Genomic DNA, 20,832 nt, shown 5'->3' with positions numbered 1-20,832 from the left:
TCCTGTGACATTCGACAAATTACCTACTAAACAAACAAAAAAACTGTTCAATTCTTTTCATTGAACAGTTTGAATAAGTTCTTCGTAACTTGCCACACGATTTCTACCTCTTTGTTTTGCGCCGATGTACATCGCTCGGTCCGCTTGACGGATAAGATCAAAAGGTCCATCACAATGATCCGGGCACGTAGCTACACCAATGCTTGCCGTGACTGAGATAGAGACGGGGCCTGGCGATTCATGAATGTGCAGGTTTGAAATAAAAGGTTTTTGTATGATCTTCTTGCGGATGGAACGAGCCACTTCTAATGCCTTACTTTGAGAATACCCTGGCAAAAGGAGCACAAATTCTTCTCCACCATACCTTGCAAGTGTCCCTTGCCCTGCCACCACTTCTTGAAGTCTTTCCGCCATTGCAGCAAGGACTGTATTGCCACTTTCATGTCCATAAGTGTCATTCACACGTTTAAAATGATCAATATCTAATAATACGAGGGAGATAGGTTCTACTTTCTCTTGACCTTGATATATTTCAAAGATATTCACGATGTGGTCCTCAAAATACCGATAATTGTATAAGCCAGTAAGAGCACAATGCTCACTTTCTGCTTTTGTCTTTTCATAGTGCCTGGCATTATCTATCGCCACACCTAAATAGTTTCCCAGGATATTTAAAATCATAAATTGAAACTGTAAGAAAGCTCGCTTTTTGTTGGAGTAGATGGTAATGACTCCAACAATTTCTCCATTTCTCTCAACAGGGACAGACAAGACTGTTTCAGCACGGTCAGGGGTATATTGATTTTCCAAGTGGGACCATTCTGATTTCTTTCTATAAAAGACACTCTTTCCTTCCTGCCATGTATTGCCGCTGATGCTTTGCCCCTTGGAAAGTTGAATGTGCGGAAAATCGATTTCACCCGATCGATCAAAGAAGCGGATCAGATCCATCCGCTTCTTTTCACTAACGTCATACACATAGATATAATCCACGGGAAGGAGTTCGCTCAAGCGATCGACGAAAATATCAAGCACTTCTTTCACACCGAGTTTTCCTGTCAGTTCATGGCCTATGATACTTGTCTTTTTTAAATAGGTATTCACTTGATTGCTGTTATGATAAAGCATCAACATCCCTGAAATAAAAATAAAAGGAATGCCGACAAAGAAGATCGCACTCATTCCAAATTCTGAATAAACCATATAAAGGACAAAGCCGATTGGCAGGACAAGGCTTGCTGTTAGCAATTCCCAGACAAACCCTTTATCCAGCCACTTAATCTCTTTATGGTAAAGTACTTTGGCTACAAATTTTATTGAAAATTGGTTGAGGACAATCTGCGAAAGTGCATAACTCACAATTGGAAGGGCATCTCCTTGATCGTTCACAGCTGAAGGGCCATGTGTGCCTCCAAGTGCGTAATAGATGCCTGCGGACACTACTGAAATCAGTAAAAACATAAACAAATTAATCGGTAACCGGTGAAGGTTTGTTCTACCAAGTCTCATTTTTGCCATCAATGCTAAAATGGCCACTTGGGAAACGATGATTTCTATGAAAAGTCCATAATATAGAAAAACGGCAAAGGCAATTCCATGCGTGAAAAATACAGGGTGGTCTCCGATTTGCAGCGGAAATAATGCTACGATCGAAGCAAGGATGATAAATGCAGCAATCTCTATCTTGTTTCCTTCAAAGACAGGGGATAACCATAAGTACAAGTAAACTAAACTAGTAGGCCAAATCGATGCCCACACAAACCAAACGGCATATTTCTTTCGCTTTGTCATCCTACCACCCCAACCTAAAGACCTATACTGAAAACATGACCATTTTATCATAAGAATATTCAGATCATTACTATACTACCTTAAATTTTCTTTAATTTCAAAATATTCCCTTACCTGAGAGATGAAATACAGCGATCCCGTAATGAGCAGGACGTCACCTTCTCCAACATTGGAAGAGGCTTTACGAATCGCCTGCTTATAATCTTCTACAGCGAAGGTTTTCGTAATCCCTGAGTATTCAGCAAGCTCATGACCTTTCAAGGCTCTCGGAAAATCAAAAGTTGTCATATACGCTGTATCGACAACAGTTTCCAAATGTTTCAACATTTTTTTAACAGGCTTATCTTCTAATGCCGAGTAGACGAGGATAATCTTTTTACCAGAGTAATGACGTTTCACTGTTTCTACAAGAGCGCTTGTGCCTTCTTCATTATGCGCGCCATCTATAATTGTCAAAGGCTTGTCCTTCACTATCTCAAATCTCGCGGGCCAACGTGTGGATGCAATTCCTTTTTCATAAAGACTGCGATCCATTTGAATTCCAAGGGAGCTTAAAACTTCTGCAGACTGAATGGCCAACGACGCATTTTCCACCTGATGAGGACCTTTCATTTGACTGACAAAGGTTTCAGAATGGAACGTTCCATTTGAAAAGACGAAACTCTCCCCTTCATGACTACTGGATTGATGAGTGACATCAAAATCATCATAAAGCCTGAACACCTTTGAATGACATGACTGCGCTTTTTTGGTGATTACTTTTATAGCTTCCTGCTGCTTGACCCCCGTAACTACAGGAATTTCAGGTTTGATGATCCCTGCTTTTTCTTCTGCAATTTCTGCTATGGTAGAACCTAGAACATTCATATGATCATGTCCGATATTGGTAATAAGAGATAGAACAGGGGTTAGGATGTTGGTAGAATCAAACCTTCCTCCTAAACCGGTCTCCATTAACACAATATCAAGTGCAGCCTCGGAAAAGTAAAGCATGGCCATCGCTGTTATAATTTCAAACTCGGTCGGTTCTCCTAATGGCGTTTGTCTCAATTCTTCCGACAGCGGTCTGATTCTAATCACTAACTCAGCTAAAACTTCATCTTCAATGGCTTGGCCATCAACACTAATCCGCTCATTGAACCTCTCTATATAGGGAGAAGTGAAGGTTCCCACAGACATTCCCTGCTGTTGAAGAATATGACGCAGGAAAGATAGCGTGGACCCTTTCCCGTTCGTTCCAGCAATATGGACCGATCTGAATTTTTTCTCTGGATGGCCAAGCCTCTCCATCATCCATTCCATCCGCTTCAATCCTGGCTTCACTTTGAATTTCTCTCTAGAGTGAATCCAAGCAATTGCTTCTTCATACTCCATTTCTATTCCCTCTTTTCAAAAAAGGAGAGTACTCCGTAGAATACCCTCCGTCTTCTTTATGCTTTTAACTCTTTGATTCGTGCTTCTACTTTAGCACGCTTATCAAGATAATCTGTTTCTTTTTTGCGTTCTTCTTCAACGACATGTTCCGGGGCTTTACTCACGAAACCTTCATTGGAAAGTTTCTTTTGAACACGCGTGACTTCCTGATCCCATTTCTTCCATTCGTTCTCAAGGCGCTTGATTTCATCTTCGATGTTGATCAAGCCTGCTAATGGAAGGTACAATTCGGCTCCAGTTATGACGGCTGACATCGCTTTGTCAGGAGCCTGCAAGTCTGTAGCAATCGTCAGTTCACTAGGGTTACAGAACCTTTCTAAATAGTCACGGTTCTTCTCAAGCTCTTTTACAATGGCGTCATCTTTCGCCTGAATCATCAACTGGATTTCCTTAGACATTGGTGTATCCACTTCTGAACGGATATTACGAACAGAACGGATGATGGATACCAGACGATTCATTTCTTCCACCGCTTCTTCATTATGGAAATCTTCACTTACCACCGGCCATGAAGCCTGTGTAATGGACTCTCCATCATGAGGAAGGTGCTGCCAGATTTCTTCAGTAATGAATGGCATGAACGGATGTAGCATACGCATCGTCTGATCGAGTGTGTACGCGAGAATAGAACGGGTCGTATGGATACGGGCTTCGTCCTCTCCATACAATGGCAGCTTCGCCATTTCGATATACCAATCACAGAAGTCATCCCAAATGAAGTTGTAAAGGTGACGGCCGGCTTCCCCGAATTCATATTTATCAATGTTTGTCGTCACATGTTCAATGGTTTGGTTGAGACGAGTCAGGATCCATTGATCAGCTACTGATTTTTCACCCGTGATATCAATGTCTTCATATTTCAAATCGCCCATGTTCATTAAAGCAAAACGGGAAGCGTTCCAAATCTTGTTGGCGAAGTTCCACGTAGACTCTACCTTCTCCCAATGGAAACGCAGGTCTTGACCAGGGGATGAACCGGTCGATAAGAAATAACGAAGAGAATCGGCTCCATATTCATCGATGACATCCATTGGATCGACACCATTTCCAAGTGATTTACTCATCTTACGTCCTTCAGCATCACGAACAAGACCGTGAATAAGAACATCGTTGAACGGACGCTCGTTTGTAAACTCGAGGGATTGGAAAATCATGCGGCTGACCCAGAAACCAATGATGTCATACCCTGTTACAAGTACGTTAGTTGGGAAGTAACGTTTATAATCTTCACTGTTTTCATCAGGCCATCCCATCGTTGAGAAAGGCCAAAGCGCAGAGGAGAACCAAGTATCCAGAACATCTTCATCCTGCTTCCAGTTCTCAGGATCTTTCGGCTCTTCTTTACCGACATATAATTCGCCCGTTTCTTTATGGTACCAGGCTGGTATACGGTGACCCCACCATAATTGTCTGGAAATACACCAGTCTCTTGTATTCTCCATCCAGTGCAGATATGGCTTTTCAAATCGATCAGGAACAAACTGTACTTGATCGTCTCCCTTTTGCAAGTCGATGGACGCATCAGCTAGTGGCTTCATGTCAACGAACCACTGCGTGGAAAGATAAGGTTCAACGACTGCTCCGCTTCGCTCAGAGTGACCAACCGAGTGCATGTGTTCTTCAATTTCAAAGAGGACACCGTCATCCTGAAGGTCCTTGACGATTTGTTTACGACATTCGAAGCGGTCCATACCCTTATACTTGCCGGCGTTATCATTCATCGTTCCGTCTTCATTCATAATGAGGATGCGTTCCAGGTTGTGACGGTTACCAATTTCGAAGTCATTAGGGTCGTGTGCTGGAGTAATCTTAACAGCTCCAGAACCAAATTCCATATCGACATAATCATCAGCGACAATTTCGATTTCACGGCCGACAATCGGCAGGATCGCCTTTTTACCAATCAGGTGCTTGTAGCGCTCATCTTCCGGATGTACCGCAATGGCTGTATCCCCAAGCATCGTTTCTGGACGTGTCGTCGCAATCTCAATGGTGCCTTCTTCATCTTTCAATGGATAGCGCATATGGTAAAACGCACCCTGCACATCTTTGTACTCCACTTCGATATCAGACAAAGCTGTCTGCGTAGCCGGATCCCAGTTGATGATATATTCCCCGCGGTAAATCAGACCTTTTTCGTAAAGTGTTACAAAAACTTCTTTAACAGCCTCAGAAAGACCCTCATCAAGAGTAAAACGTTCACGGGAATAGTCCAGTCCAAGCCCTAGTTTTTCCCACTGGGCACGGATGAATTTCGCATACTCATGCTTCCACTCCCACGATTTTTCGAGGAATTTTTCACGGCCGAGATCATGACGAGAGATGCCTTCTTCACGAAGTTTCGCGTCTACTTTTGCTTGTGTAGCAATCCCCGCATGGTCCATACCTGGCAGCCACAGTACATCATAGCCCTGCATCCGCTTCACACGTGTCAGGATATCCTGTAATGTCGTGTCCCACGCATGACCGAGGTGCAGCTTCCCTGTTACGTTCGGCGGTGGAATGACGATTGTATAAGGTTCCTTGTTTTTATCTCCTGTAGCTTCAAAAAATTTACCATCTACCCAGTACTGATACCGGTCCTTTTCAACAGCGGCCGGATCATACTTTGTAGGCATTGAAAGATCTTGTTGATCCATGTGATCTTCCTCCTTTTATTCTCTTTATAAAAATAAAAAACCCTTTCATCCTAAAAAAGGACGAAAGGGTTCATTTCCGTGGTACCACCTTTAATTTACAGGAAGTCATTCCTGTACACTCAAATAAAAATAACGGCTTCTAACCGGCTTCTCCTACTCATTGTTCAAAGAAGCTGCATCAAGGGCGACCTTCCATTAACAGGGTTCCTGGAAAACTCTCACCAATCGTTTTCCTCTCTGAAGGAATTGTTCATGTACTCTTCCCTATCTAAGCATTTCACGTATAAAGACTATACTACATATTGTATATAAAAAAGAGGCATTTAGTCAACTACGTCAAAGAAAAAGGCGAAAACCCCTGAGCCGATTGCCCAGGAGCCTTTATCCTCCAATGAAAAGAGGTGCTCTTTATGAGTCGTTTGTATCGTTATCGTCTGCCTCCATGGTGCAGAACGTGGCTGTTTGTCATTGAAAAATCTTTGCTGCCCATCGTAATTTTCCAAGCCCTGCGAACCATCATCTTCCCGACTACTTTCGACATCTTCCTTCTCGGATTGGTCCTCGGTTTGTATCTCGCTTTCAAATATAAATGGATTTAGTTCGGAATATACACAATCTGCCCAGGAGAAACGTCGTCTTTATAATCATTGACTCGTTCTAATTGTTTTACCGATACGTCATACTTTTCCGCAATCGAAGATAACGTTTCCTCTTCCTGGGCAATATACATTTTCATTTGTGTGTACGTGTCCTCTCTGTTCGGGAACAAGTGTTTGAAGATTTGTTTGATCCCATCCATACCTCCAGGTGCTTGAGCACTTTCTTGGTCGGACTCTTCGCTGCTGGATTCTTTACTGCTGGACTCTTCAATACTGACTTCTCCCCAATCCCCACTATCATAAGATGGCTCTTCCGGAGTTAATTGGGTATTTTCCTGAGTATGACCAAAGAACTCTGGGAAGCTTTGTGATTTTTTATAAAACCATCGTCCGTCATCTTCTTCTGTATGCTCACTCTCATCTTTTTCATCAATCCGAAAAATAGGGGCTTCCCGCTCTGGGAGAACAGGTGATTCTTTTAGACTCTGTTCTTGAAAATTGACAGGACCGACAGTCGCTGATTCATCAAAATTCGGTTCATTCGATGCTTCTTGCTTCCTTTCTTCCAGTCCATTGATATTCACATGAGCATGAAGCCGGAGTTGACGATTGGCGGGAAGTTCGTAATCAAAACTTTCAATGTCGATGAGCACATCTTCTAAATTTGATACCCTTTCTAAAGGTACCGTGATTTCCACTGGAAATGAGTGGCTGAATGTATGAACGCCTTCTTCAAATGGTTCGACTACGTCCATGGTTCGAACAGAGGGTGCAAGAGGACTTTCATCCTGCGCATCCTGTTTTCCAGTCGGAATGTATTCACCCGCAAGATCGACGGTCCCTTTCAACCGGACCTCATCTCCAAGCTCTTCAATAGTAATTTCAGGTTCTAATGATATACCGATTAACTCGCGAACGCCCTGTCCTTCCTTGAACCATATGGATTCATCTAAATAAAAGGAAAATACATTTTGTTTGTTTTGCAAAGTTCGGTCCCCTCCCTAAGGTAATAAACACTTTTCTCTATTACCACCTTATGCGAGAGTTAGAGTAATATACATAACGAAAGCGCATGGAGGACCCCATGCGCTTATAACATTAAGATTTAATTTGTGAAAAGACTTTCTCCGCTGCTTGAATGGTTTTCTCGATATCCTTATCCGTATGTTTGACAGACAAGAACAACCCTTCAAATTGGGAAGGCGGCAGATAGACCCCTTCTTCAATCATTCCCTGGAAATAACGCATGAACAGGTCCAAATCCGATTGGTTGGCTGTTTCAAAATTCGTCACAGGTTCGTTTGTAAAGAAGAAGCCGACCATGGAACCAGCCCGGTTCACTGTGAGTGGAATGTTGTGTTTTTCAGCGGCTTGCTGGTAACCTTCAATTAAGCGGTCTACTTTTTTATTGATGGAAGCATACGCTTCTTCCGTCATAGCAGAGATCGTTTCGAAACCTGCCGTCATTGCGAGTGGGTTTCCAGAAAGAGTACCTGCTTGGTAGATGTCACCGACAGGAGCAACCCGCTCCATAATATCCCGTTTTCCACCATAGGCTCCTACAGGAAGACCGCCTCCAATGACTTTTCCAAGGCATGTCATGTCAGGTGTCACACCAAAGTGTCCTTGAGCACTGTGGTATCCAACACGGAAGCCAGTCATAACTTCATCAAAGATCAGAACCGTTCCATTGTCTTCCGTCATTGTTCTTAACTCTTGCAGGAAGCCTTCGTTTGGTGGGACGACACCCATATTTCCGGAGACAGGCTCAATAATGACAGCCGCTAGATCGTCTCCGAACTCTTCAAAAACATACCGGACGCTTTCTATATCATTATATGGGACCGTAATTGTATTTTGGGCAATGGATTCCGGTACACCAGGAGAGTCAGGCAGACCAAGAGTCGCTACACCAGAGCCCGCTTTGATCAGCAAGGAATCTCCATGGCCATGGTAATTTCCTTCAAATTTCAAGATTTTATCGCGGCCTGTGTACCCACGAGCAACACGAAGGGCGCTCATCGTTGCTTCTGTTCCTGAATTCACCATCCGCAGCATTTCAATAGAAGGCACCCGTTCTCTCACAAGGGAAGCCAACTTGTTTTCCATTTCAGTAGGAGCACCGAAGCTCGTGCCATTCACTGTCGCTTTGGTTAACGCTTCTGTTACCTTTTCATCAGCATGGCCTAAAATTAAGGGGCCAAAGCTTAATACATAATCGATATATTCGTTGCCATCGAGGTCATAAAGTTTAGAACCTGCGCCTTTTTCCATAAAAATCGGGTCCATCTGGACAGATTTAAATGCACGTACAGGGGAGTTCACTCCACCCGGCATTAATTCTACTGCTTTCGTATAGGCTTGTTTTGAACGATCAAATGTTTTCATTTATACGACACCCTTTCTGTCCGCGTTATTGATTTAACCAACGAGCTGCATCTTTAGCGAAATAAGTAATAATGAGGTCCGCTCCTGCTCGTTTCATGGAGGTCAGTTTTTCAAGGACAATCTCCTCTTCGTTGACCCAGCCATTTTGGGCAGCTGCTTTGATCATGGAATACTCCCCACTGACATTGTAGGCGACCAGTGGCAGGTTAAAACGATCTTTCACTTCACGCATGATGTCAAGATAAGAAAGAGCTGGTTTAACGATTAGGAAATCAGCGCCTTCCTCTACATCCGATGCTGCCTCCCTTAATGCTTCCAGGCGGTTCGCTGGATCCATCTGGTAAGCACGACGGTCACCAAATTGAGGAGAACTGTGAGCCGCATCACGGAACGGGCCATAAAAAGAAGAAGCATATTTAACAGCGTAAGACATGACAGGGATGTGGCTGAAGCCAGCTTCATCAAGGCCCTGACGAATAGCGGCAACAAAACCATCCATCATATTGGATGGGGCGATAATATCGGCACCTGCTTCCGCTTGAGTAACCGCCGTTTTTGTAATGTAGGTCAAGGACTCATCATTGGCAATATCTCCATCACGGACAATTCCACAATGACCATGATCAGTATATTGACATAGGCAAGTATCTGCAATGACGGTTAAGGAAGGAAAGTCTTCTTTGATTTGACGAATAGCACGTTGTACAATCCCTTCCTCGTGATAGGCTTGACTTCCTACGTCGTCTTTTTCTGCCGGTACACCAAAGACAATGACAGATTTAATATCCAATCTTACCAGCTCGTCCATTTCCTCATTCAAGTGGTCAAGGGAGACTTGATGAACTCCCGGCATAGAAGCAACTGGATTTTTGATGTCTTCTCCTTCTACAACAAAAATCGGATAGATTAAATCTTCCGTCCGAAGATGAGTCTCTCTCACAAGCGCTCTCATAGAATCCGTTCGGCGCAAGCGACGGTGGCGTTTGAACTGCAAGTCATTCATATTTATCTTTTCCCTTCATTAGAAAAATAGTTAGTCATTTCTTTTAGCATGTGGGTGATGGTGAACTGCTCCGGGACATGAACGTTGGTAAACCCACATTTATCTGCTTCTTTTGCTGTGGTTGGACCAATACAGAAACAAGGAATCTCCGTCCCTTTTTCCTTGACCATAGACACAAATGCACGGACAGTCGACGGACTGGTAAAGGTCAGTGCATCAATTTTTCGTTCCTGAATCCACGCAAGGATTTCAGGCTTTTTATCTTCCACTAGTAGCGTATCATATACGGTCATGGAATGGAAAAATACACCCTTGTCCTTAAACATGCGGGGAAGAGCGTCTCTTGAACGATTTCCTCTTATGTACAAAATGAGACCAGGCAGAGGTTCTCTTGCTAAAAACTCTTCCCCCATCGAAGACGCATGATATTTTGAGGGGATGAAATCGGCCTGAAATCCAAGTTCGTTTAAATGTTTCTCGGTTTTTGAACCGATGATGGCAAATTTAAGGTGATGAGGAACCTCAACTTTGTACTTCTTCAGTAGCTCGAAAAAAAACTTCACGCCATTCGCGCTTGTGATAAACACCCAGGAATAGTCGTGAAGTCGTGTCAAAATCTCTTGGTGAGATTCAGAATCATTCAATTGGAAGGAGAGAAGGGGAGTATGATAGATCACTCCACCTTCTGCTTCTATTCTTTCAATAAATGAGCGTGCTTGGGACTGTCCTCTAGTAACGAGAATTCTCTTCCCTTGCAATGGCTGCATTATTGGTCATACTCCTCTTTAGCACGATCCACAATTTCCTGTGCCCCTTGAGCTTTCAAACGATCTGCTGCTTCTTTTCCAACTTCAATTGGATCTTTACCTGAAACCGTTTCATGCAAGATGGTCTTTCCATCAGGAGTTCCGACAAGTGCTGTCAAAACGATTTCCTCTCCTTTACGGTAGGCATAGCCACCGATTGGAACTTGACATCCACCATTCAAGTCATGGAGAAATTTACGCTCAGCTGCTACCGTGGTTGCGGTGTATTCATGATTCAATTTTTTAAGGAAATCACGTAATTCAGAATCGTTTTCACGGCATTGAATCGCAAGCGCTCCCTGCCCAACAGCCGGAACACATACATCAGGCTCTAGATATTCAGTTACGACATCATCATCCCAGCCCATGCGTTTTAATCCTGCAGCAGCAAGGACAATGGCATCGTAATCCTCTTCCTTACACTTACGGAGACGTGTATCAATATTTCCACGAATCCATTTAATTTCAACGTCCGGGCGGACAGCCTTAATTTGAGATCCTCGTCTCAAACTGCTTGTCCCAACGATTGCTCCAGCAGGAAGATCTTTAAGAGGCACGTTTCCATTAGAAACAAAAGCATCACGGTGGTCTTCACGAATCGGAACAGCCGCCACCATCAGCCCTTCTGCAACAACTGCAGGCATATCCTTCATACTATGCACAGCCATATCAATTTCTCCATCGTACATGGCCTGCTCGATCTCTTTAATGAAAAGCCCTTTGCCTCCAACCTTCGAAAGGGTAACGTCAAGAATTTGATCCCCTTTCGTCGAAATTCGTTTGATTTCAAACTCATAGGATGGATCGATCTGTTTTAACTGTTCGATCACCCATTCTGTTTGTGTGATCGCTAAATTACTTTTGCGGGATCCGATAACGATTTTTCTCAAAACATTTCCTCCTCGAAACTAAAAATGAAAGTTAGATAGTGAACCAAATAAGAAGAAGTTGATCAATAGAAATAGAAATGCTGCTGCATTAAAAATGGCAATCGTCCGTCCCTGATAACCTTTGATGACTCTCAGCGTCAAATAAACAATGTAGACGACTAATACCAGCAACGACCCAAGTGTCTTAGAATCATACCAATAGAAAACAGCTGTAGAGACATATCCCCAGACAACTCCCAATATGATGGCGATCAACAATAGAGGAACACCTAATATGATGGACACATAAGAGAAGTGATCCAGCTTAGTTAAATCACCAAGACGGAATAGTTTTGCATCCCATTTCTTTTTCTTCAGCAGACGGTACTGCAACAAATACATAACAGAAAAGATAAAAGATAACGTGAAGAAACCGTAAGATATAATCGCCAGACTGACATGGATGACAAGCAGCTCATTGACGAGAGCCACTCCCCTGTTTTCCAAGACATTTTGAGCCCGCGTGAAAATGTGAATGATCATGATTAAAAACCCAACCACATTAGTGAAGAATACGAGAAAATCCACTTTGAAGAGTCTGTTAATGATGAGCGAGAACGTCACTAGAATCCACGAATAAAAATATAGCCCATCGTAAACGGTCATGATCGGAAAATCATCTTTCACAAAAACCTGCGAAAGCAGAAAGAAGGTTTGCAAAACCCAAACCATACTAAGTAACCAGAAGGCAGTAATATTCGCCTTCCGGTTATTTTGTACAAAGTCGATGAAGTATCCAATGATACTCAATCCATATAGAAAAAGGATAAGTTCGTAAACCCATTTGAATTCAAGCATTTCAGTTCCACCTTATGAATGGGCTACAGGGCTGATGATGGAGATGGAATCACTGGCCTCTGTATCGTTCTTCACCTTCGCGCTGTTCTTTTTTTCTTGTTCTTCCGCCTCTTTTTTCACCTGTTCTTCTATACCAAAGATCTGAGTAAATAATCGCAGGGTTTCCTCTGAATCTGGCTGAGCTGCCATTTCCTTCGCTTGAGAGATCGGTTCTTTCAGCATTTGATTAATAATACTCTTCGTGTGTTTACTCAAGACTTTTCGTTCACGATCGGTAAGCTCCGGCATTTTTCTTTCAATACTCTTCATCGTTTCTGCCTGGATACCCAAGGCTTTTGATCGAAGAGCTGAAATCACAGGAACAACGCCTATCGTTTGCAACCACTGCTTAAACTCTACGATTTCCGCTTCAATCATGATTTCAATTTCTTTTGCTGCTTGTTTTCGAAGTGCAAGATTCGCATCCACGATCCCTTGCAGGTCATCAATATCATACAAGAATACACTTTCCAACGCTTCCATTGCCGGGTCTAAATCTCGTGGAACAGCAATGTCTACAAAGAAGAGCGGCTTCCCTTTTCGTTTCTTATGAATAGGTTCCATCTTTTCCTTCGTAATGACATAGTCTGTTGCACCTGTTGAGCTGATGACAATATCAGCATTCTCCAGCACACCCTCAAGCTCGTCCATCGTGTGCGGATGTCCGTTGAATTGATCAGCTACGTTTTGAGCTTTAGCTAAGGTGCGGTTGACCACCGAAACTTTTCGCACACCAGAACCATGAAGGTTCTTGGCAGCTAATTCTCCCATTTTCCCTGCACCCAGGATGACAATATGCTTGTGGACAAGATCACCAAAAATCTTTTTGGCAAGCTCTACCGCCGCATAGCTTACAGATACAGCGTTTTCACCGATTTCCGTTTCTTTATGGCCCTTTTTCGCCATGGTAACCGCTTGACGGAACAACTGATTGAAGATGGTACCTGTGGTCCCTGCCTCCTGTGCCTGAAGGAAAGACTGCTTCATTTGACCGAGGATTTGTGTTTCTCCAAGGACCATTGAGTCAAGACCTGCCGTGACGCGCAGCAGGTGCTCAATCGCACCATCAGATTCATAAATGGAAAGAAAAGGAGAAAACTCTTCTTTGTCGATGTTAAACCAGTCGGATAGAAACTGCTTAATATAATAGCGGCCTGTGTGGATTTGATCCACAACCGCATAAATTTCCGTTCGGTTGCATGTAGAAATAATCACATTTTCCAAAACACTTTTTTGAGTGTTGAGGCGCTGCATGGCTTCTGTGAGCTTATCCTCGGAAAATGTGAGCTTCTCGCGAATTTCCACAGGGGCTGTTCTGTAATTAAGACCGATAGCTAAAATGTGCATTTCATCTACCCCCATTAAACGTTCAAGACTTATCACATATCCACTAGTATAGCACAAAATCCGGACGATTTTCCGTTAGAAATATGAACAGATTTTGAATCCCTTATGATAGGATGAAATTAGATAATATAGAAAATAATAACGATTTGTTTAGAAGAACTTTAAATTATAATCCGATTGTAATATACCAAAACCTTCGCATAATCGCAAGGATACGACATTTTTGTACGATAGAAAAGGATGTGTTCATACTGAATAAGCAAAATTCACTGATCGGACTGTTATTTATCGGGGTGGGCGTTTACTATTTCCTTCGTCACCTCAATATTCCCGAACTGACCCTATTTTACTCATGGCCCACTTTAGTAATATTCATAGGGGTGGCCTTTCTATTACATAGCTATTGGACAAAAGATCATTCATCCTTGTTCACTGGTGTGATTTTGTCTGGATTCGGTTTGCATTTCATAGCCGTTGATCATATCCCTTTCTGGCGCGATCATTGGGGAATGTATCTGATTATTGTAGGCGTAGCTTTTCTATTGCATTATAGAAAAACGAAGAATGGCTTGATTCCTGCACTTCTATTTCTCGGCATCGGTTTGTTTGCCATATTCGCCCCTACCAGCCCTACGTGGTTCCAATGGATCCACGGCGTTTTTCAATTGATCGAACGTTTCTGGCCGCTTGCCCTGATCGCTTTTGGCTTTTATCTATTAAAAAAGAAATAACCATTCTTCTGTTAAAGCTCCCGATTGTGGAAGACTCAGTTTCGAGATGCTTTCGGGTTTCGTTGCTGGGGTTGAGCGTCAGGGGTGGTTGGGAAGCCACTCGCTTTCCTGCGGGGATGACGGCAAGCCTCCTCGAGCTCCGCTCTGTGGGGTCTCGCCAGCCAATCCATTCCCGCGGGAGTCTCGCAGCTTCCCAACCCCCCCATGCGATGTATGTGAGAAACGACCCCCTTTACCAATTTTTATTGTCTTCCACTAACCTACTGTTATAAGCATAAAGCGCCCAGTATCAAGCTTCCTGGATTCAAATACCTAGGCATGGGAGTTTTATTCTTATACTCCCATCAAGCTGAATATCTGCATCTTCTAGAAGTGGTTTCGAGACACTCATACGGCCAAGGGGCGGAGGGAAACGGTGAGACTCCTGTGGGAAGTGCGTGGTAGATGAGACCCCGCAGAGCGTTAGCTCGAGGAGGCTCATCACTCGCCCACGGAAAGCGAACTTTTTCCCGGAGCCCCTAAATCCACACAAACATCTCGAAATCAAGTCTTCCACAATCCTGCCATTTTCTTTAACAACTATCTTTAAAGGAAAAAGACACAGAACCCCAGAGACCGGCTCTGGGGTTCTGTGTTTTTATAAAATGGAGCTCAGGAACGCTTGAGTTCTTTCTTCTTGAGGATTTTCAAACAAGTCTTTCGGAGCTCCTGACTCTACGATTTTTCCATCATGCATATAAACAACTCGGTCGGCAACTTCTCTGGCGAATCCCATTTCGTGGGTGACCACGACCATTGTCATTCCTTCTTTCGCAAGGTCTTTCATTGTAGCAAGAACTTCTCCGACCAGTTCAGGATCGAGTGCTGATGTAGGCTCATCAAACAGCATGATTTCTGGTTTCATTGCAAGAGCTCTGGCAATCGCAACTCGTTGTTTCTGACCACCTGATAGTCTTGATGGGTAATCATTGGCTTTCTCCCCAAGCCCAACTTTTTCTAAAAGCTCTTGACCTTCTTTTTTCGCCTGACTTTTAGAGATTCCTTTGACTTGGGTCGGTGCTTCAATAACGTTGCCTAATACCGTCATATGAGGAAAAAGATTAAAGTGCTGGAAGACCATCCCCACTTGTTGTCTTACTTTGTTCAAATTATCTTTTTTAGGGTCAATTTGTTCCCCTTTAATAAAGAGCTCCCCACTGTTCTTCATTTCTAAAAAGTTCAAACAGCGCAGCATGGTACTTTTTCCGGACCCGCTGGCCCCGATGAGTACAACCACTTCACTTTCTTCCACATGAAAATCTATGTCCTTGAGTACATGCAGATCTCCAAACGATTTATTCAATTTATTGACTCGGATCATTTGCTCTGACAATTGTGTTTCCTCCTCTGTTAGTCACTCACAGCCATTTTCTTCTCAATTGCACTGACAACAAGCGTCAGAAGGAATACGAGAATCAAATACCATACGGCACTTACGAGCAACCAGGTCATATAGTCGAATGTATTGGCCCCTTGAGTGGTGGCTACAGCAAATATTTCTGATACACCAATGAATGCTGCCAATGATGAATCCTTCAAACCAATGATAAACTGATTCCCAAGCGGAGGCAATGCACGTCTAAAAGCCTGCGGCAGGATGATCCGACGCATCGTCAAGGTACCGCTCATTCCAAGTGAACGACCAGCTTCTGTCTGACCTTTACCAATGGATTGAATGGATCCACGGAAAATCTCTGCAATATAGGCGCCATTGTGGAAGGCAAGTCCAAGAGCTACAGACCAGAACCCACTAATCATCCACACTTCTGTCAGTCCATAATAGAACACGAAGATTTGAACAATCAGAGGGGTTCCCCTTACCACATAAATGTACACATTAGCGAGCCATTCCAACGGCTTGATTTTGGATATCTTCATAAAAGCGAACATTAACCCGATGACGATCGCAATTAAAATAGAGACCGCAGTAAGGGCCAAGGTCATTTGAGCGGCTTCAAAAAACATGCCTCGACTATCGATAAGTGCTGTCCAAAAGTTAGCAGAATACAAATACAATTGACTTCAACTCCTCTATAATGTCAAAAAGAGTACGCTCATTGCGCACTCTTTTTAACTTCGGTCTTCAACCTGAAAAACAAGCGTTTACTCCGGCAGAGTCGTAATGTCTTCACCAAAGTATTCTTTACTGATTTCAGCAAGTGTTCCATCTTCACGAAGTGTTTCTAGAGCTGCATTGATTTCTTCAAGTAAGGCTTCGTTTTCTTTTGCAACAGCAACCGCCTGTTCACTACGCTCAATCATCTCTTTCGCTTCAATTTCAAGACCTTCTCCTGAAGCTTCCTTCCCAGTCAAGAAATCCGTGATTACAGCATCATGACGACCTTTTGCCAGCGATTGTAATGCTACTACATCACTGTCATATGTTTTGATATTCTCTGTCACTTCTTCCGCATACGTGCTATAAGTAGAACCTTTAGAAATGGCGATTTCCATTCCTTCTAAGTCTTCTAATGTTTCCACATCACTGTCAGGACGCGTAAAAATTTGCGCTCCTGAATAATAGTAAGGACTAGAGAAATCTACTTCCTGTTGTCTTTCTTCAGTAATGGTGTGACTTGCTACTGCCGCGTCAAAACGGCCTGTCTTCACACCTTCAACGATACTCGCGAACTTCTGCTTTTGCGGGTTTGGTTCCAAGCCCAATTCCTCCGCAATGGCATTCGCCACATCAATATCAAAACCTGTCATTTCCCCGCTTGCATCTGTCATACTGAATGGTCGGAATTCACCAGAAGCAGCGAACGTGAACTTTCCATCCTCAACAAGGTCATAAGCTGTTTCTTCTGATGATTCATTACCAGAATCATTTTCGTTTGTATCCCCTGAAGTTTCTCCTTCATCCTCACTTCCACCGCATGCAGCCAGTGTAAAAATCATGAAGAAGCTTAAGGTGATCATTAATAAATATTTTTTCATAACCAGAATTCTCCCCTTCATCAATTTGTCATTTTTCTGTAATAATAGCGACACTTTAAATTATATCTAGTTATCTAACAATTCCCAAAATTAAACATAGTCCAAAATCTATTAAATACTGCTGATAATAGATATGACCAGCAAAATGCCAGACTTTTCGTATAAATGCATGAATTTGCTTTAATATAATAGAAATTTGCATGAATATACATGCACACTAAAAAAACCACTTCCCTGTGTAGAGAAGTGGTTCTGTTATTATAAATTCAAATGGGAAAGCATGGTTCTCCAGGCTACATCCTTACCTTCACCGGTTTCGGATGAGAAGGGAATCAATGCATCTTCCTCTTCCATTTCCAAGACATCAAAGATCATCTTCAGTTGTTTCTTCCGTTGACCCTTTTTGATTTTATCAAGCTTTGTAGCAATCACCATAACAGGGAGATCAAAGTGCTTCAAATAATCATACATCAATTGATCATCTTCTGTTGGTTTATGACGGATGTCGATAATCAAAGCAGTCGCTTTCAACTGCTCACGCTCTGCAAAATATTCTTCCATCATCTCTCCCCACTTCGCTCGTTCCTTTTTTGAAACTTTCGCATACCCGTAACCAGGCACATCGACGAAGTGGAATTTTTCATTAATGATGTAGAAATTTAATGTTTGGGTCTTTCCGGGTTTTGAAGAAGTCCTTGCTAAATTTTTACGTTGAATCATCCGATTGATAAATGAAGATTTACCAACATTCGATCTTCCTGCCAGTGCAATTTCAGGAATCGGTGTGTTTGGGTACTGCTTTTTGCTCGCCGCACTGATGACGATGTCAGCCGAGTTAACTTTCATGTACTGCCTCCGTTAATGCTTGTTCTAAAACTTCATCCAAATGCTTCACAGGTACAAAAGTCAAACCTTCCTTGATGCTGTCAGGGATATCTTCCAAATCCTTTTCATTTTGATCTGGAATGATAATTTTTGTTAATCCTGCACGGTGGGCACTTAAGGATTTTTCTTTCAAACCGCCGATAGGTAAAACGCGTCCTCGAAGCGTAATCTCACCAGTCATACCCACTTCTTTACGGACAGGACGGCCTGTCAGTGCCGATACGAGCGCAGTCGCCATCGTGATGCCGGCAGAAGGGCCATCTTTTGGTGTTGCGCCTTCAGGTACGTGAATATGGATATCGTTCTTTTCCACAAACTCAGGGTCGATGTTTAGTTCATTCGCTCTTGAACGAATATAGCTGAAAGCCGCTTGTGCCGATTCCTTCATCACATCTCCCAATTTCCCTGTTAAAGTAAGGTTTCCTTTTCCAGGGTAAATGGAAACTTCAATTGATAGTGTATCTCCACCTGCTGTCGTATAGGCAAGACCGGTAGCTGCTCCAATTTGATCTTCAAGCTCTGCACGGCCATACCGGAATTTCGGACGTCCAAGAAGGTCTTCCAGTTGTTTTTCCGTCACAACCACCCGTTGTTTTTCACCAGAAACGATAATCTTGGCAGCTTTTCTGCATAGGCTAGCTAATTCGCGTTCCAATCCCCGTACACCCGCTTCTCTAGTGTAGCGCCGGATCAATTTCAAAAGTGCATCATCACGTAATTGAAGCTGCCCTTTCTTTAAACCATTTTCCTTGATCTGCTTAGGAAGCAGATGCTCTTTGGAAATATGAACTTTCTCAACTTCCGTATATCCAGCAATAGTGATAATTTCCATCCTGTCACGCAATGGTCCAGGGATATTGGATATATTATTGGCTGTAGCAACAAACATGACCTTCGATAGATCATAATTCTCTTCAATAAAGTGATCGCTGAACGTACCATTTTGTTCCGGGTCAAGCACTTCCAACATCGCTGAAGAAGGATCTCCTCTGAAATCACTTGCCATTTTATCGATTTCATCAAGTAAAAATACAGGGTTCACGGTCTCTGCACGTTTCATTCCCTGAATAATGCGCCCGGGCATAGCCCCGATATACGTTCGGCGATGGCCACGGATTTCAGCTTCATCTCGAATACCACCTAACGAGATTCTTACAAATTTTCGATTGATGGAACGAGCGATGGACTTAGCAAGGGATGTTTTCCCTACTCCTGGAGGTCCAGCAAGACACAATATTGGCCCCTTGATCGTTTGAGTCAGTCTTTGAACCGCTAAGTATTCAAGAACGCGTTCTTTGACCTTCTCCAAACCATAATGGTCTTCGTCTAAGATCTTCTCAGCGCGGTTCACATCCAGATTATCTTCTGTCTCCTTCGACCATGGCAAAGCTACGAGCCATTCAATGTAATTACGGATGACAGAACTTTCCGCTGAGCTTTGTGGAACTTTTTCATATCTTCCAAGCTCTTTATATGCGACTTCTTCCACCCGTTCAGGCATATCGGCCTGCTCTATTTTTTCTTTAAGCTGAGCCACCTCACCTGATTTTCCATCTTTATCACCAAGTTCATTTTGGATCGCTTTCATCTGTTCACGCAAATAGTATTCTTTTTGCGTTTTTTCCATTGATTTTTTTACCCTTTTTCCAATCTTTTGTTCAATTTGCAGAACTTCGCGTTCATTCCCAATCATGTCGACAAGCTTTTGAAGGCGCTCTTTCACATTCGCTGTTTCCAGAATCGACTGCTTTTCTTTCAGCTTCACAGGTAAATGGGAAGCGATCATGTCTGCCATATGGCTTGGTTCATCGATGTCGGATACGGTATTAAAGGTTTCCTGGCTTACTTTTTTAGAAACTTTTACAAATTTCTCGAATTGATCCAGAAGCGTTCGCATAAGAGCTTCTTCCTCATTTTCTCCTACATGCTCATCCTCAATTTTTGAGATATTTGCGTGATAAAAGTCATCATCATCGACTATTTCTTCAACATGAGCTCTATATAAACCTTCTACAAGGACTCGATTGGTGCCGTTTGGCAATTTAACCATCTGTTTAACTCTTGCAACCGTTCCAATCTCATAAAGGTCATCGTTTGAGGGTTCATCAATATTCACTTCTTTTTGTGACACGAGAAAAATTTCATTGTCATCCATCATGGATTGCTCCAACGCTTGTACCGACTTTTCACGACCCACATCCAAGTGGAGGACCATTGAAGGGTACACAAGCAACCCTCTGAGAGGAAGTAGAGGTATCTTTTTTCTATGTTTATCCGTCATTTCTTGCACCTCCGATTATTGCAACTACGTATTTTTATCATATATAAATGTACTTGGAAAGTAAACGAAACGGCACCAAATGATGCCATCACCGAAATCCCCTAACCAACTACTGTCAAGGGGCTCACTCCTCTAATACTTTATTATGAACAGAAACCAGCCTTTCATGCTTATGTAGCCATCTGT

At 42.9% G+C, this 20,832-nt stretch carries 17 protein-coding genes and 1 other annotated feature; of the genes, 2 read left to right on the top strand and 15 right to left on the bottom strand.

Features of this window, described 5'->3' with window-relative positions; all coding sequences use genetic code 11:
* Nucleotides 1–57: 57 nt before the first annotated feature.
* From ACQ4XT_RS11245 to ACQ4XT_RS11235, 3 genes are all read right to left on the bottom strand, one after another.
* A complete protein-coding gene (locus ACQ4XT_RS11245; RefSeq protein WP_446853749.1) occupies nt 58–1,791 on the bottom strand; it encodes a sensor domain-containing diguanylate cyclase in 1,734 nt (577 codons plus the stop codon).
* Nucleotides 1,792–1,866: 75 nt separating this feature from the next.
* Nucleotides 1,867–3,165, bottom strand: a complete 1,299-nt coding sequence (locus ACQ4XT_RS11240) for a bifunctional folylpolyglutamate synthase/dihydrofolate synthase (protein WP_446853748.1) — start codon at nt 3,163–3,165, stop codon at nt 1,867–1,869.
* Between the two features lie 56 nt (nt 3,166–3,221).
* Complete coding sequence (locus ACQ4XT_RS11235) at nt 3,222–5,864, bottom strand: valine--tRNA ligase (RefSeq protein WP_446853747.1); 2,643 nt, start codon at nt 5,862–5,864, stop codon at nt 3,222–3,224.
* Between the two features lie 53 nt (nt 5,865–5,917).
* Nucleotides 5,918–6,144: a binding site (T-box leader), on the bottom strand.
* Nucleotides 6,145–6,274: 130 nt separating this feature from the next.
* Here ACQ4XT_RS11235 and ACQ4XT_RS11230 point away from each other — a divergent pair.
* Nucleotides 6,275–6,463 carry a YszA family small membrane protein gene (locus ACQ4XT_RS11230; protein WP_089652686.1) on the top strand — a complete coding sequence of 63 codons (189 nt, stop codon included), beginning with the start codon at nt 6,275–6,277 and terminating at the stop codon, nt 6,461–6,463.
* Here the strand turns inward: ACQ4XT_RS11230 and spoVID are convergent.
* The 7 genes from spoVID to hemA all read right to left on the bottom strand — a co-directional run bounded on the left by spoVID (nt 6,460) and on the right by hemA (nt 13,773).
* On the bottom strand, nt 6,460–7,449 hold the full coding sequence (spoVID, locus tag ACQ4XT_RS11225; RefSeq protein ID WP_446853746.1) for a stage VI sporulation protein D: 990 nt from the start codon (nt 7,447–7,449) through the stop codon (nt 6,460–6,462). The genes ACQ4XT_RS11230 and spoVID overlap by 4 nt on opposite strands.
* A 112-nt stretch (nt 7,450–7,561) precedes the next feature.
* Nucleotides 7,562–8,851 (bottom strand): glutamate-1-semialdehyde 2,1-aminomutase, encoded by a 1,290-nt coding sequence (hemL, locus tag ACQ4XT_RS11220; protein WP_446853745.1) that lies wholly within the window; start codon nt 8,849–8,851, stop codon nt 7,562–7,564.
* Nucleotides 8,852–8,876: 25 nt separating this feature from the next.
* Entirely contained in the window at nt 8,877–9,854 is a 978-nt protein-coding gene (gene hemB / locus ACQ4XT_RS11215; protein WP_446853744.1) for a porphobilinogen synthase, read from the bottom strand.
* A 2-nt stretch (nt 9,855–9,856) separates the two neighbouring features.
* A complete protein-coding gene (locus tag ACQ4XT_RS11210; RefSeq protein WP_446853743.1) occupies nt 9,857–10,621 on the bottom strand; it encodes a uroporphyrinogen-III synthase in 765 nt (254 codons plus the stop codon).
* Nucleotides 10,621–11,550, bottom strand: a complete 930-nt coding sequence (gene hemC / locus ACQ4XT_RS11205) for a hydroxymethylbilane synthase (protein ID WP_446853742.1) — start codon at nt 11,548–11,550, stop codon at nt 10,621–10,623. The genes ACQ4XT_RS11210 and hemC overlap by 1 nt, the downstream gene beginning before the upstream one ends.
* Before the next feature lie 18 nt (nt 11,551–11,568).
* Nucleotides 11,569–12,387 (bottom strand): cytochrome c biogenesis protein, encoded by an 819-nt coding sequence (locus ACQ4XT_RS11200; RefSeq protein WP_446853741.1) that lies wholly within the window; start codon nt 12,385–12,387, stop codon nt 11,569–11,571.
* A gap of 12 nt (nt 12,388–12,399) precedes the next feature.
* Entirely contained in the window at nt 12,400–13,773 is a 1,374-nt protein-coding gene (gene hemA, locus ACQ4XT_RS11195) for a glutamyl-tRNA reductase (protein ID WP_446853740.1), read from the bottom strand.
* Between the two features lie 113 nt (nt 13,774–13,886).
* Here hemA and ACQ4XT_RS11190 point away from each other — a divergent pair, with 113 nt between their 5' ends.
* Nucleotides 13,887–14,504 carry a LiaI-LiaF-like domain-containing protein gene (locus tag ACQ4XT_RS11190; RefSeq protein ID WP_446853739.1) on the top strand — a complete coding sequence of 206 codons (618 nt, stop codon included), beginning with the start codon at nt 13,887–13,889 and terminating at the stop codon, nt 14,502–14,504.
* 637 nt (nt 14,505–15,141) lie between these two features.
* Here ACQ4XT_RS11190 and ACQ4XT_RS11185 read toward each other — a convergent pair.
* The 5 genes from ACQ4XT_RS11185 to lon all read right to left on the bottom strand — a co-directional run bounded on the left by ACQ4XT_RS11185 (nt 15,142) and on the right by lon (nt 20,646).
* Nucleotides 15,142–15,864: an amino acid ABC transporter ATP-binding protein gene (locus ACQ4XT_RS11185; RefSeq protein WP_446855659.1), complete on the bottom strand. Its 723-nt coding sequence runs from the start codon at nt 15,862–15,864 to the stop codon at nt 15,142–15,144.
* Between the two features lie 29 nt (nt 15,865–15,893).
* Nucleotides 15,894–16,508, bottom strand: coding sequence for an amino acid ABC transporter permease (locus tag ACQ4XT_RS11180; protein WP_160915608.1), 615 nt, complete (start codon nt 16,506–16,508; stop codon nt 15,894–15,896).
* A 138-nt stretch (nt 16,509–16,646) separates the two neighbouring features.
* Nucleotides 16,647–17,480, bottom strand: coding sequence for a transporter substrate-binding domain-containing protein (locus tag ACQ4XT_RS11175; RefSeq protein WP_446853738.1), 834 nt, complete (start codon nt 17,478–17,480; stop codon nt 16,647–16,649).
* Nucleotides 17,481–17,738: 258 nt separating this feature from the next.
* Nucleotides 17,739–18,326, bottom strand: coding sequence for a ribosome biogenesis GTP-binding protein YihA/YsxC (yihA, locus tag ACQ4XT_RS11170; protein WP_446853737.1), 588 nt, complete (start codon nt 18,324–18,326; stop codon nt 17,739–17,741).
* Nucleotides 18,316–20,646, bottom strand: a complete 2,331-nt coding sequence (gene lon, locus ACQ4XT_RS11165) for an endopeptidase La (protein WP_446853736.1) — start codon at nt 20,644–20,646, stop codon at nt 18,316–18,318. The genes yihA and lon overlap by 11 nt, the downstream gene beginning before the upstream one ends.
* Between the last annotated feature and the right edge of the window lie 186 nt (nt 20,647–20,832).

This window comes from Halobacillus sp. 12SKB, assembly GCF_052941655.1.
This window is presented reverse-complemented; position numbering and strand designations above follow the sequence as displayed.